At 69.1% G+C, this 13,178-nt stretch carries 11 protein-coding genes and 1 pseudogene; 4 read left to right on the top strand and 8 right to left on the bottom strand.

The window, feature by feature from the left end; genetic code table 11:
- Positions 1 to 253: 253 nt before the first annotated feature.
- Together IE239_RS35955 and IE239_RS35950 are read right to left on the bottom strand one after the other, a co-directional pair.
- The gene (locus tag IE239_RS35955; RefSeq protein ID WP_229878584.1) at positions 254 to 3,160 is read right to left on the bottom strand and encodes a glycosyl hydrolase; all 2,907 of its coding nucleotides are present in this window, start codon (positions 3,158 to 3,160) and stop codon (positions 254 to 256) included.
- A gap of 434 nt (positions 3,161 to 3,594) precedes the next feature.
- Positions 3,595 to 4,173: a TetR/AcrR family transcriptional regulator gene (locus IE239_RS35950; protein ID WP_190153686.1), complete on the bottom strand. Its 579-nt coding sequence runs from the start codon at positions 4,171 to 4,173 to the stop codon at positions 3,595 to 3,597.
- Between the two features lie 91 nt (positions 4,174 to 4,264).
- Here IE239_RS35950 and IE239_RS35945 point away from each other — a divergent pair, with 91 nt between their 5' ends.
- The 3 genes from IE239_RS35945 to IE239_RS35935 all read left to right on the top strand — a co-directional run bounded on the left by IE239_RS35945 (position 4,265) and on the right by IE239_RS35935 (position 6,358).
- Positions 4,265 to 4,711: an anthrone oxygenase family protein gene (locus IE239_RS35945; protein ID WP_190153685.1), complete on the top strand. Its 447-nt coding sequence runs from the start codon at positions 4,265 to 4,267 to the stop codon at positions 4,709 to 4,711.
- 583 nt (positions 4,712 to 5,294) lie between these two features.
- Positions 5,295 to 6,164, top strand: coding sequence for a helix-turn-helix domain-containing protein (locus IE239_RS35940; protein ID WP_190153684.1), 870 nt, complete (start codon positions 5,295 to 5,297; stop codon positions 6,162 to 6,164).
- Positions 6,161 to 6,358, top strand: a complete 198-nt coding sequence (locus IE239_RS35935; RefSeq protein WP_190153683.1) for a DUF397 domain-containing protein — start codon at positions 6,161 to 6,163, stop codon at positions 6,356 to 6,358. Before IE239_RS35940 ends, IE239_RS35935 begins: the two co-directional genes overlap by 4 nt.
- Before the next feature lie 234 nt (positions 6,359 to 6,592).
- On the opposite strand, the gene IE239_RS35930 is transcribed toward IE239_RS35935, so the two are convergent.
- The 5 genes from IE239_RS35930 to IE239_RS35910 form a co-directional block, all read right to left on the bottom strand.
- A complete protein-coding gene (locus IE239_RS35930; protein ID WP_229878583.1) occupies positions 6,593 to 7,138 on the bottom strand; it encodes a hypothetical protein in 546 nt (181 codons plus the stop codon).
- A gap of 244 nt (positions 7,139 to 7,382) precedes the next feature.
- Entirely contained in the window at positions 7,383 to 7,898 is a 516-nt protein-coding gene (locus tag IE239_RS35925; RefSeq protein ID WP_229878582.1) for a hypothetical protein, read from the bottom strand.
- 197 nt (positions 7,899 to 8,095) lie between these two features.
- A complete protein-coding gene (locus tag IE239_RS35920) occupies positions 8,096 to 10,444 on the bottom strand; it encodes a hypothetical protein (protein WP_190153680.1) in 2,349 nt (782 codons plus the stop codon).
- A gap of 20 nt (positions 10,445 to 10,464) precedes the next feature.
- Positions 10,465 to 10,905: a hypothetical protein gene (locus IE239_RS35915; RefSeq protein ID WP_190153724.1), complete on the bottom strand. Its 441-nt coding sequence runs from the start codon at positions 10,903 to 10,905 to the stop codon at positions 10,465 to 10,467.
- Between the two features lie 281 nt (positions 10,906 to 11,186).
- Positions 11,187 to 12,152, bottom strand: a complete 966-nt coding sequence (locus tag IE239_RS35910) for an NAD(P)-dependent alcohol dehydrogenase (protein WP_190153679.1) — start codon at positions 12,150 to 12,152, stop codon at positions 11,187 to 11,189.
- Between the two features lie 101 nt (positions 12,153 to 12,253).
- On the opposite strand from IE239_RS35910, the gene IE239_RS35905 reads away from it, so the two are divergent.
- Positions 12,254 to 12,934: a TetR/AcrR family transcriptional regulator gene (locus IE239_RS35905; RefSeq protein WP_190153678.1), complete on the top strand. Its 681-nt coding sequence runs from the start codon at positions 12,254 to 12,256 to the stop codon at positions 12,932 to 12,934.
- A gap of 74 nt (positions 12,935 to 13,008) precedes the next feature.
- Here IE239_RS35905 and IE239_RS35900 read toward each other — a convergent pair.
- Positions 13,009 to 13,178 (bottom strand): annotated as a pseudogene (locus IE239_RS35900) (TetR/AcrR family transcriptional regulator); the annotation flags it as partial.

The following is a 13,178-nucleotide window of genomic DNA, read 5'->3' as shown; positions in this document are numbered from 1 at the left end:
GTGAAGGCACGCCGCCCGCCGTGGGGCGCGCGGGCACGGACGCCGCAGCGGCCCGAGCCCTTTCGCTCGTCCCCGTTCGCTCGTTCCCTTCCGCTCGTCCGCTCGTCCGCTGGTCCGCTGGTCCGCTCGTCAGGAGTTCCGCATGTCCGATGCCGGCGTGCCGGACGAACCGGTGCTGGAGCCCGCCGTCGACGAACCCGCGGGGATCTCACGGTTCGCCGACGGCGGCCTGTCCGTCGCCGTGCTCGCGGGCTCAGGTGTAGGGCAGCCGCAGAGCCGACAGGTCTCCGGTTCCCAGCGTGCTGGGCGCGTTGCCCAGGGCGTTCCAGACCTTCGCCTGCACGGTTCCGTTCCTCAGATCGCACGGGGCGCCGCTCGCGGAGAGCAGCCCGGCCGCGTCGGTGTAGTGCTCCCAGCCGGGCAGCGGGTCGGTGGCGAAGTACCTGTAGGTCTCGACGCGGTCCCACTTTCCGCTGCCGAGGCAGTCGTAGGACACCTGTATCTGGACTCCGTCGGCGACGGCCTGACCGGCGTCGACGGACAGGTCGAACCGGGTGGTCCCTCCGGCGTACGTCAGATCCAGCCCGGAGGCGGTGAACGTCACCGGCTTGTACGGGCTGCCGTCATGGTTGACGCCGTCGGCCGACGCCACCGTCGCCCTGCCCGCGGGCCCGGCGGTTCCGGTCAGCGTCCCGTCAGCGCTCGGATACAAGGTGGGCGACGAGCCCGTGCTCCCGGACGACGTCGGCGTCGGCGTCGGCGTGGGAGTCGCAGGAGGAGTGGGAGTGCCCGTGGGAGTCGGGGTGGGGGTGGGAGTCGGGGTGGGGGTGGAGCCCGTGTTGCCCGGCGCGCTGCCGCCGCTCCAGATGTGGGCGCCGGCCGTGACCGTCCGCCCGGCGGGCGCCTGCACGGTGGTTCCGTCGGAGAAGCGCACGGTGGCGTCCTCGCCGGTGGTGTTGGCGGCGACGTAGGTGCGTGCGCCGTTCTTGACGAAGACGGCGGTCAGGGGGCTGTCGGCGGTGACGGTGGTGTCCACGGTGCCCAGTGCGGCGAGGTTGCGGATCCAGTGGAAGGTGTGGGCCTTGCTCTCGCCCTCCTCGGAGGTGAGGGAACTGTCCGCGCGGAAGTCGGCCAGGGCCGCGTCGCCGTCGCCCAGCGCCAGGTACTCGTACCAGATGTCGGGCCAGATGCCGGGCCGGTTCCTGCCGGCCTGGTCGAGCATCTCCCGGTAGTTGGCCCGGACATAGGCCGGGTCGTCGCCGAGGTAGAGGTGTCCGCCGGTCACCGGCAGCAGGTTGATGCCCTGGATCTGTTCGGGGGCGCTGGAGAACCAGGTGGAGTAGGCGCCGCCGTTGCTCCAGACCATGCCGACCTCCTTGTGCGGGAAGCCGCTCGGGTAGACCTGGTCGTGGGCGTCGAACCAGTAGTCCTCGATGGCGGCGGCCTGGGTCGTGTACAGGTAGACGCCCGCGTCCCGGACGGCCTTGTTCCCGGTGGCGGTGCCCCACTGGATCAGCGCGTTGTCGAAGTTCATCCCCTCGGAGGAGGACTCCTGGTTGTTGCCGGCGGCGAACGAGCCGTGGCCCGAGGCCCAGTCGTGCCCGGCATAGATGTCGAAGTCCCGCAGGTAGGGGAAGCGCTTGTCGGCGCGGTCGTAGTTGTCGGCGTCCCGGATGAGCAGGTCGACCATCCCGCCGTAGTGGTCCGCGTCGGCCCAGACGGGGTCGAACCGGGCGAGCGTGGCGGCGGCGGCGATGAAGTAGCCGTAGTGGAAGTGGTGGTCGTTCAGCTCCTGATCGGAGCCGTAGGAGGCCGGATACCCGATCAGGGTGCCCCACTTGCCGTCGTAGGCGAAGAGGTGGCCCGTCTCGCCCGGCGACGCGGTGAACCAGTCCGTGAGCCTGGACCTGATCACGGACAGGGCGGCGTCGCGCACCTCGGCGTTGCCGGTCTGGTCGGCGATCTCCGCCAGGCGCGCCGCGCGTCCCAGGCCCTTGCCGGTCCAGTAGGTGTCGTCGCTCACCTGCCGGGCCGGGTCTGCCTGCTCCGCGTTCAGGTAGGCCTGCAGGGTCGCGGCGTCGGCGCCCGCGCTGTCGGCGACCGCCGGCACCTCCGGGAGGACCCCGTGGAAGACCATCGACGTCGAGAACGACGTGACACCGCAGAGCACCTTGAGCGGCCCGCGGGAGGAGACGTACGACTGCGGCAACGGGCTGCCGTCGGACAGATGGCGCCACTGGTGCGGCATCAGGGCCGCGACCGTGCCGTTCGCCGACCCCTCGAGGGCGGTGGTGGTGAAGCGGTACGTGGTGGTGACCGTGCTGTCCGCCTCGTCGTACCGGTAGGACACGGCCGTACCGGTCACCTCGGCGTAGGCGTACTCGGCGTACTCGGCCGCGAGCGCCTCCCGGTCGGCGGCGGAGGTGGACGGTGTGGTCGGCAGCACGGCGACCGAGAAGTAGTCCTTGCCCGCGAGCGAGGAGGTGAGGGTGGATCCGCTGACCGACCAGGTGGCCCCCTTCGGGGCGAAGGCGACGTAGTCGTGTCCGTCGACCGTGTAGCCGATCATCGAGCCCGATGCGGACCAGACGTCCACGGGGCCGGCCGCGGTCCTGATCTGCGCGTCACCGCCCGTCGCACGGAAGTAGGCGAAGGGCAGGCCGGATCCGATGGTCGCCCGCAGGGTGTGCGTGCCGTCGCCGAGGTAAGGGCTGACCGTCCAGTCGCTCCAGTCGTCCACCTTCACCTCGGGGGCGGCCAGACCGGCGACACCCACGACGAAGTCCTCCTGGTAAGCGAAGTGGTACTCGCCCACGCCCTTCGCGCCGCCGGAGATCGTCGGCTTGGTGCTGTAGGAGACGCCCAGTCCCGCCGACTGGGCCCGGAAACCGAGCGGTTGGGCGAACAGTGGTTCGCCGTAAGCGCAGTTGGTGCGCTTCCACAGGATCGACGACCACCAGTCGTTGGTGGGGACGGCGCCCGAGGGGGCGTCGGCCGTGACCCAGTGGCGCGGGTCGGTGGAGAGGTCCGCGCAGCCCGAGGGCGCGGGGCCGGGGGCCGTGGTGCTGTAACTGCCCGCACCCACCGGGTCGGCGCCGGCCGCCGCGGAGTCGAGCACCATGAGGACCGCGCCGAGCAGGGCGGCGACGGCCGCGAACACCGTCGCTCGACGCCAGGACGCGGACCGCGGTGCCGTTCTTGATGGCTGAACTCTGTCTCTTCGCATGGGGACGCCCTTCAGCGGAAGGCGGAGCGCAGGAGCGGCCCGCACCGAGGGGTTCGGCGGGGCGCATGAGGAGACGACGCCGCTGGACTTTCACATCCCAGGCCGCAGCGGCGGAGAGGCCCTTGATCTCTGGCTTGAGAGCGCTCTCAAGCCAGGAAGGCTAGGACCGCCCCAGGGGTCCGTCAAGACGATCCGCGGTGATCGTTCAACCGGCCGCCCGCCCCACGTCGCCGTGCGTCAGGAGACGGGGGACCAGGCCGACATGCGGCCTGGGGTCTGCGCATCGCCTGCCCTCACCGCCTCCCCCGGCCGAGGACGTCAGCTCACACGTACGGCAGGCCCGGCCGGGTGCGCGCCGGGAGGGGGCGTCAGGTGATGGCGAGCCGGTCCACCAGCAGCTCCAACCTCGGCTCGAGATACTCCGGCGGCAGCCGTCCCGCCCGGGTCAGCGTCGCCACCCCGTGCAGGGCCGCCCAGAACAGCTCGGTGAACAGCCCCGGGTGAACGCCGTCCCCGGCGACCTCGCCCAGGCTCTCCAGCAGCGCGGCGAAGGCGTCCTTGAGAGGTTCCGGGGTGTCCTCGGCCGCGAACGCCAGGCCGCCCTCCAACTGGAACATGGCGTCGTAGACCGCCGGGTTGCGCTCGGCGAAGTCGAGGTAGGCGCGGGCGAGGGCGGCGACCCGCTCGCGCGGGCCGTCCGCGGCGGAGGCCGCGGCCCGCACCACCGCGGCCAGCTCGGCGGCGCCCTCGAGGGCGACGGCGCCGATGATCTCGCGCTTGCCGCGGAAATGGCTGTAGAGGACGGGCTGACTGTATTCGATGCGCTCGGCGAGCCGACGGGTGGTGACCGCGTCCCAGCCCTGCTGCTCGGCGAGTTCGCGGGCCGTCGCCACGATGAGGCGCTCGCGGACCGCCCGCTCGCGCTCCTTGCGTTCCTGTACCGACATGACTCGATCCTAGCATCGCTAGACAATCAAGCAGCAGTAGAGCTAGCGTTGCCTCGTTATCTAGCAGCACTAGATTCCAGGAGGGGCAGTCATGCTCAACGCACTTCAGGTCTTCACCACCGTGATCGTCGGTCTGATGGTGGGGGTGGAATTCTCCGTCGCCTTCGTGATGAACCCGATCCTCAACGCCCTCCCCGAGGACAGCCGCCAACTCGGCCACGCCCACGGGGGGCGGATGCTCGGCGCCCTGATGCCGTTCTGGTACATCGGCTCGCTCGTCCTGAGCGCGCTCTGGGCCGTCGCCGGATGGCATCACCACGGCGCCGTGCTGGTCGTCATCGCCGCCGCGCTGCTGATCCTGAGCGTGATCATGTCGCTCCTGCTACTCGTCCCGATCAACAACCGGAACAAGACATGGACCCCCGAGAACCGGCCCGAGGACTGGAAGGAGCAGATGAACCGCTGGCTCCGCTTCCACTACGTCCGCGTCGCCGTCATCATCGCCGCCTTCACCCTGCTCGTCGCCGCCCTCGTCTGAGCCCACGAGCCGACACCACGCGGGCGGCGGACGATCCGCACCCCCGGGCCTTCCACCGCGTTCGCGGGCTCACAGGGGAATGGCGAACACGTACTCCGCCAGACGGTCTTGCCCGGGCCTCCGGGACGCCGGCACCGGCGCCGGCCCCAGCGAGTGGCGAGACCCGCGACAAGCACAGCAGCCCTCGGCCGCTGGTGGCCTCCAAGTCGGGGGCGGGCAGCGCTCCCGACTGAGGCGGCATGCGATCGGTTCGCGTCGGTGACCCCGGCCCTGACCGGGTCGGAGGATTCGCTCACGTGCAGGAGCAGGCGGAAGCGCCGGCCGGGGACGTGTCCGTGCCGTACGGCGTTGGCGGTCAGCGACCATGCGGGGCGGTCAAGTAGCCGGTGGGGCACGTGTGTTGCGTGGTAGGGCCGGGACTGCCGGGCTTGCTCGCCGCGCCGACAACGGTCCCGTCAGTGACTTGGCGTGACCGACGGTGACGCACCAACCCGGCCCGCTGTACGCACCGCGCCGGAACGTGTACGAGATGCGCGGCGTGACCAGGCCGCGGGGAAGGCGTTGAGGCAGGGAGGCGGTGGCGATGACCGAGGGTACGGACGAGAGGCCCGAGACCGTGATGGCGGGCGACGCGGGACAGGCGACGGCGGACACGTCCGGCCAGGCCGTGGTCGTCGCGTTCGGGCAGACGATGAAGACGCTGCGGGTGCGGGCGGGCCTGGAGCGCGAGGAGTTCGGACGGCGGATCGGATACTCGGCGTCCACGATCGCGTCGTACGAGCAGGGACGGCGGATCCCGTCACCCAGGACCATCGAGCGGGCGGACGAAGTCCTGCACGCGGGCGGGCTGTTGACGGTGTGGAAGGAGCAGGTGGAGCGGGCCCAGTATCCGGTGTTCTTCCAGGGGATGGCGAAGCTGGAGAAGGAGGCCCTTGAGCTGCTCATGTACGACACTCATGTCGTCAACGGCCTGCTGCAGACCGAGCAGTACATGAGGGCCCTGCTCGCCATGCGATGTCCTCCCCTTGACCAGGAAACGATCGAGCAGCGGGTCACCGCCCGACTGGCCCGGCAGGACATCCTCGACCGTCGGCCCGCACCCTTGCTGAGCTTCGTGATGGACGAGGCGGTGTTGCGACACCGCTACGGTGGCAAGGACGTCCTGCGGGGGCAGTTGGAGCATCTTCTGCTGATCGGCGACAAGCGGAACGTGGAGATTCAGGTCATGCCGGTCGATTGCGAGGACAACGCGGGCGTGAACGGACCGTTCACGGTCCTCACTCACAAGGACAGCAAGAGGTTCGTGTACTCCGAGGCGCATGCGACCAGCACCCTCGAGACCGACTCGGAGCAGACGGTTCTCGCCGCCGCCCGTTATGGGATTATCCGATCACAGGCTCTCACTCCGCGAGAGTCGCTGAAGCTGATCGAAGGGTTGTTGGGATCGCTATGAGCAGCGCTGAGTCCTCAACCGTTGCGTCCGACCTCGCTTGGTTCAAGAGCAGCTACAGCGGAACCGAAGGCGGTCAGTGCGTCGAGATAGCCACGGGCACGGGAGTTGTGCACATCCGTGACTCCAAGGCCGTGGCCGGGCCCGTCGTCCGTGTGTCACGCGAGGCGTGGGCGGGGTTCGTCGGGGAGGCCTGACGGTCGTACGCCGAGCGAAGGCCCTGCCGTCCGGCCCCAGGACGGCGGGGCTCTACGGGCTTGGCGTGCCGTACCGGCTGATCCGCAGGGTGTCGCGGGCGCGGATGCCCACGACGAACGGCATTGACAGGGCCGTGAGTTCCTCGCCGGCGAGGCGCCGGGGTCGTGTCGAGGTAACGCTGGACGACGGACGCGCGGGGGATGACGCCTCGACGCGGGAGAGCCTCCGCCTCGTCATGCCGTTGATGGGGTGGGTGCCGCCGCAGGCACGAGTACGGGCTGCGCGGGGAGCCCGCCGTTCTTCTCGCAGCGCAGTTCCTTGGCCATGGCCAGCGAGACGGAGTGGGCCACGGTCGCGTAGGCGTCCTTCAACGCCTTGACGTCGCCCCCGGGTTCCTTCCATACATCCCGGTGCTCCACGCCGATGACGATGTGGGCCACTGTCGCCAAGCTGGAGAGCCTGTCGCTCAGGCACGCGAAATAGACGTACCCCTGGTCCGCTGCTGCCAGGGCTTCCTCCCCCATCTTCAGCACGGTGAACTTCGGGTCCGCCGGGTCGTCCGTCGGGCCTCTGTCGTCGAGCCTCCAGGTGATCCTGAGCTCGAAATGCCGCGTGCCGATGGGCGTGTAGACACGACAGACGTCCTTGGTCACGGTGGAAACCGAGAACGCCTCGCCCATGTCCGTCGCGGCCTGCGCGACGGTGTACTTCTCTGCCGAGGCCTCGAACCGCGACGACCCCGTGATCACCTTGAGCGCCCGGGACGCATCGGCGGACACGGCTCTACCACCGCAGAGTTGCGTCCCCACAACGACCTCGTAGTCGTCCGGAAGTGCGTCGTCATCCCCATCCCCTCCACAATCCGTGGCACTGAGAAACAACGAGCCGGCCATGGCCGCGGAGAGGAAACCTCCGCGTACTGACCTACGACTGATCACTGTTCGCATCCTGACGTGTCCCTGGCCGCCTTGCCGATGAGCGCCTTGGTGACCACTGCGAGGTCGTATCCGCGTACGTCGGCGGCTACGCGGGAACCAGTACGGGCTGCGCGGGGAGCCCGCCGTTCTTCTCGCAGCGCAGCTCCTTGGCCATGGCCAGCGAGAAGGAGTGGGCCACGGTCGCGTAGGCGTCCTTCAACGCCTTGACGTCGCCCTCGGGCGGCTTCGGCATCATCCAGCGCTCCACGCCGATGACGATGTGGGCCGCTGTCGTGCTGGAGAGCCTCTCGCTCCGGCACGCGAAAAAGACGTACGCCTTGTCCGCTGCCGCCACAGCCAACTCCCCCATCTTCAGCTCGGTGTAGTTCGGAGCCGAGGGGCCCGTCGGGGCGCTGTCCTCCAGATCCCAGGTGACTCTGAGGTCGAAAGCCGACGTGCCGAGGGGCGTGTAGACACGGCAGACGTCCTTCCTCACGACGGGGCCCGGGAACGCCTCGACAAGCTCCGTCGCGGCCTGCGCGACGGTGTACTTCTCTGCCGAGGCCTCGAATCGCGACGACCCCGTGATCACCTTGAGCGCCCGGGACGCATCGGCGGACACGGCTTTACCACCGCAGAGTTGCGTCCCCACAACGACCTTGTAGTCGTCCGGAAGTCCGTCGTCATCCCCATCCCCTCCACAACCCGTGGCACTGAGAAACAACGAGCCGGCCATGGCCGCGGAGAGGAAACCTCCGCGTACTGACCTACGACTGATCACTGTTCGCATCCTTACGTGTCCTCGGCCTTCCAGCGGCCTCAGCCGGTCTCCGGATCGTTGCCCTGCTGCTGCGCCCGGTCGTTGCCGACCCCGTAGCCGATCACCATCGATTCGCGTAGATCCTGCTCGAACAGACTGTTGTCGGCCCCACCATGCCGATCCAGGAACTGCTCCATCGGAGCCTCGGCCATGCTTTCACCGGCGGAGTAGATCTTGGTCTTCTCCATCCTGGTAAGCTCCTCCATCTTCTCCTTGTGCTCGTCCACCGAGCTGTCGGAGATGTCCCCGACCATCTGGCTGATGACCTGTTCGGCAGCGCCACTTGCGGTGTCGGTCGCCAGCGGGATGAGCACCGCGGCCGTGCCCACGGCCGCGGTCGCGGGCAGGAAGGCGACGCCCGCCGCGACGCCCGCCGTGGCCCCGAACTCGACCCAGCCCGACCGCTTGGCGACCGCCTTCTCGTAGTCCTCGTGGGTCTTGAGGTTCGTCGCCTCCACCTGGTCGGCCCGGGACTGGTCGAGCATGCCCTGCACCTCGGCACCCGTACGCACGGTCGCCCTGGCAGCGCCCTCGTCGATCTTTCCGTCCGGGCCCACTGTCCCCTCCAGCACGCTGCGGGTGTAGGCCTGCTCCGCGGTCGAGACCGTCGCATAGGCGTCCGGGTGCTGGCCGAGGGTGCTGAGGAAGCCCCGGACGACGCTCCTCCCGTTCCCGTCCGCGGTGTCCGCGAAGTCGAGGTGCCCGTCCGGGTTCCTGCCCGGCGCGAACACGCTGTCCGGATCGTTCTTGGCCAACGCCCAGTTGATGTCGTCGACGTAGCCGGCGCCCATGACGCCGAGGCTGTCGGACATCGCCTCGTGGTGCTCCTTGAGGAGACCCGGGTCCGCGGCGTACTTCTCCATGACCTTCTGCATGACCGCGGCGTTGTCCGCGTCCCGCACGACGTCGGCGTCCGGGTGCCCTGCCGGGTAGCCGAGGGTCGCCGCCTCCAGGGCGTGGCCGAGGGCGTCGGGCATCTGGTCGAGCGACGCCTTGAGCTCTTTCTCGTCGAGCGAGTTGACGTCGGGGAAGGACTCCCACTTCTCGTTGCCGAAGAAGTCGAGGTAGTTGTCGATCCGCTCGCCGTCCTTGTTCTTGCCGAGGTCGACCGTGGCGCCGTGGTCGACCGTGCCGTCCTCGTTGTACGCGGTCGGGGGGTCGGCGAAGAACTTCTTCGCCGCTTCCGGACTGTTGCCGAGCGCCTCCAGCATGGCGGTGGCCGGGTCGTAACCGGCCCCGTTAACGCCAGAGGGGTTGAACGGGTTCTTGAACGGACTGTTCACCACCTTGTTCTCGGCGAACATGTACGGGTCCTTCTGGTGCAGCTGCGCCACGTGTTCGGCGATCGGGTTGAGGAACTTCGCGTCGTAGTTCCCGTACCGCATGATGCCGCCGAGCAGTTGGTATCCGAACGGCCCGCCGTAGTCGTGCTTGGCCAGCGGAATGCGCTCCGTACCCAACTTGCGCAGCTCCGGGCCCCACTTGTCGGTGAAATCCGTGTCGTGGGAGGCGGTGGCCAGGTTGAGGCCCAGGTTCTTCTGGAGCTCCTGGACGTCCTTGAGGCGCTCCGGGTCGACCTTGCCGTACTCGTACGTGTCCGTCGAGAGCTGTCCGAAGAACGCGAGCGACTTCTCGGGGCCGAGCTTCTCGTAGAAGCCCTTGGAGAACTCCACCGACGAACTGTTGTCCTTCAGAAGCTCGTTGAGCTGCTGCAGTTCGGTGTGTGTGATGTCCCGGCCCTTGGCCGCCAGAGCGGCGGCGCGGGCGGCCTCCTCCTGGTCCAGCTTCGTGTACGTCGGAGCGCTGAAGTCCTTGCGGTCGGTGACGTTGGCCTCGAGGGTGTTCTTGAGGGCGAGGTCGGTGTCGTTGCAGTTGTCGACGATGAGGTCGATCCTCTTCTGCCACGACTCGATGTTCCGCCTCTCCTCATGAAGGAGCTCGCTGTAGTCGGGGTCGTGCCGCGCCGCGGGGATCTCGGACAGCGGGTTCCGCGCCGTGACCTTGCCGTTGCCGTCCACGCGGATGCCTGCCGCGGGCCCCTGGTGGTCCCGGATGTCGATCAGGTCGTCCTTGGCCTTCTTGATGGCCGCGTGACCCTCTTCCAGGATCAGCTTCACACCCTTGGCCTCGGCGGCGGCGTCCGCGAACTCCTTGGCCGTCTTGCCGATGAACGGCTTGGTGACGCCTGCGTTGACGCCCTCCCAGGCCGCTCCGTCCGCCTTTGCCTTCATCCCGTCGGCGGCGTCGGCGGCGAGCTTGTCCAGCTTCCCCGCCATCTCCGACCAGTCGTCGGCGGCTGCCTTCAGCTTCGCCACCGGGGCGTCGATTATGTCCTCGTACTTCAGCATGTCCCGCGCTCCCCCGAGCCCTATTCCATGTATTCCGTGAGCACGGAGATCCGCGCCAGGTCGCCCTCGATCTTCGCCTCGTCCTTGGCGTGCTGGGCCTTGCTGTAATCGAGGTGATTCGAAATCTGTGCGCAGGCGTCCAGCAGCGTCTTCAGGTGGGTCTGCCAGAAGTCATGCACCTTCAGCACGGCCGCACCGCTCACGAAGTTCCCGTTGGTCAGCGCCGTCGCCGCGTCGAACGTGGAGGAGCGGGCGATGTCGCCGTCCTTCGTCAGCCGGCCCAGCAGGTCGTACGCGTCATTGCCTATGGCGCCGAGGTCGTCCCGACGGACCACCAGGTCGTTCCCGCCACCGCCGCTACCGCCGCCTCCGCCGCCGTCGGCCGGAACGCTGTTGATCCGCATGGCAGTCCGCTCGGCCGCCGCCGCACGCAGTTCGGCCCATTCTTGCTCGAACGTCACCCATTCCCCCAAGTCCATCCGCGCAGACCACTCCACCGTACCCGCGCGGCCGCCGCCCTGATCACCGCCGCTTGCCGGCTGCCTCATGCGCGGGGTCATTCATACGCCGACCCTCGACAGGGGGTCGGATCCAGGCCTGACGTTCCTGGCTGTGCGGGTCGTCCAGCCGGGTCCACTCCGCGTCGACGCGCATGGCGGCTGGGCGCTCTCGTCCGACGTGGCGCCGCATCGACCACTCAATCCATCAACGAGTGGCTGTGATCAGCACCTCCACAGACGTCCTACGCGACCCTGACCACGTACTTGCCCTGGACGCCGCCCGCCTCCATCGCCTGGTGTGCCGCCGCTGTCTCCTCCAGGGGGAAGACCGTGTCCACCGCCGGGCTCAGCTTCCCCTCGACCACATGCCGGGCCAGATCGTCGAAGTCCGCCCGCGTGGGGTTGCCGCTGAAGAAACGCACCCGGCCGGGTCCGTGGACCGTGCTGGCCGCGAGGTAGCCGAGCGACGCCGCAGGCCGTTTCAGGTCGAAGGCGATGGTGACCATGCGCCCGCCCGGATTCAGTAGGCGCCGGAAGGCCCGCAGGTCGGTCCCCGCGGTGTCCAGGACCACGTCGAAGCGGCCCAGTTCCGCCGGCCGCACGGTCCGGTGGTCGACGGCCTTGTGCGCGCCGAGCCCGCGGACGAAGTCGAGGTTGGCTGCACGGGCCAGGGCCGTGACCTCTGCGCCGTACGCCCGTCCGAGCTGGACGGCGGCGTTGCCGACACCGCCCGCCGCGCCCCGGACGAGGAGGCGTTCGCCGGGGCGCAGCCCAGCTTTGTCCCGCAGCGCGGTGATGGCCGTGGTGGCCACCGGCAGCGCGGCGGCGTCCACCAGGTCAAGGCCGTCGGGGAGCCGGCCGACCCGCTCGACGGGCACGGTCACGTACTCGGCGGCGCTGCCGAACCCGGATGTGCGGCCCAAGACCCCCCATACGGGGTCGCCGGCCGCGAACCGTGTGACTCCGGCCCCCAGTGCGGTGACCTCGCCGGTGAAGTCCAAGCCGACGCGCTTGGGGAATTTCCGGCCGCTCAGGAGGCGGAGACGGCCGGCACGCGCTGCGAGTTCGCCGCCGTTGACGCTGAACGCACGCACCTTCACAAGGACCTCGCCGGGGGCCGGCTCGGGGCGTGGTACGCGGCCCGTGTAGAGCACATCGGGGCCGCCATAGCGGTCGTAGAGCACTGCCTTCATCATGCGGTCGTTCATCGTTCCGCCTTTGCCGCCGGGGGCCGTACAGGGATCTGACATCGACCGTAAGCTCTTAAGTGGACGCAATCGTCCGCTTGGACCGGAAGCGAGAGACAGTGATGGCGGAATCCTCTCGGATCACAGCCCGGGACGGGATGCGGGCGGACGCCCGGCGCAACCGGGAGCGCGTCCTCGTCGCCGCCCGTGCGGTCTTTGCGGAGCACGGGATCGACGCCCCGATGGCGACCGTGGCCCGACGGGCCGGGGTCGGCGTGGCGACGCTGTACCGGCACTTCCCGACCCGGGACGCCTTGGTGAGAGGCGCGTTCGCGCAGCAGATGGAGACCTGCGCGCGGGCGCTCACCGAGGCTCTGGCCGCCCCTGACCCGTGGCAAGGCTTCCAGCAGCTGGTCGAGACGGTCTGCGCTCTGCAACGGGAGGAACGCGGGTTCCCGGCCGCGTTCGTCGCGGCCTTCCCGGAAAGCACGTCGGAACACGCGCAGTCCCGGCAACGAGCCGAGCGGGACTTCACGACCCTGGTACGCAGGGCCCAGGCGTCGGGCGCGCTGCGGGCCGATTTTCACCCTTCCGACCTCGCCGTGGTCCTGTTGGCACACTGCGGTCTGGTGACCGCCCTACCCGATGATGGTGCAGCGTCCCGGCGCCTGGTGGCCTATCTGCTCCAGTCGTTCCGCACCGACCCGGCCAACAAAGCGCTGCCCCCGCCGACTGCGCTGACACTGCGCAGCCTCCCGACTGCAACTGACAGTCCCCAGGGGCAGCGGCCCCCCAGAGCCTGACATGAAACGGTACCTGCCGCAGGGCACGTCCAGTCCGACAACTCCACTTTCGCGACAGGCCCTAATGCCCTTGATCAGCCTGCCTCGGTCAGGGCTGCGTGCGCGGCGGCGAGGATCTCCCCGGAGAGCGGAGAGCCCTTGGTGGCCCGGGACAGGACCAGCGCGCCGAACAGCGTGCAGAGCCGGACGATGCCGTCCTGGTCGTCACCGGCCAGGAAATCGGCGAAGTCGGCCACCCCCTCGG

This window comes from Streptomyces humidus (assembly GCF_014649655.1).
GTDB lineage: Bacteria > Actinomycetota > Actinomycetes > Streptomycetales > Streptomycetaceae > Streptomyces > Streptomyces humidus.
The sequence above is the reverse complement of the archived record's forward strand: the minus strand, read 5'-3'. Positions and strand labels throughout refer to the sequence as shown.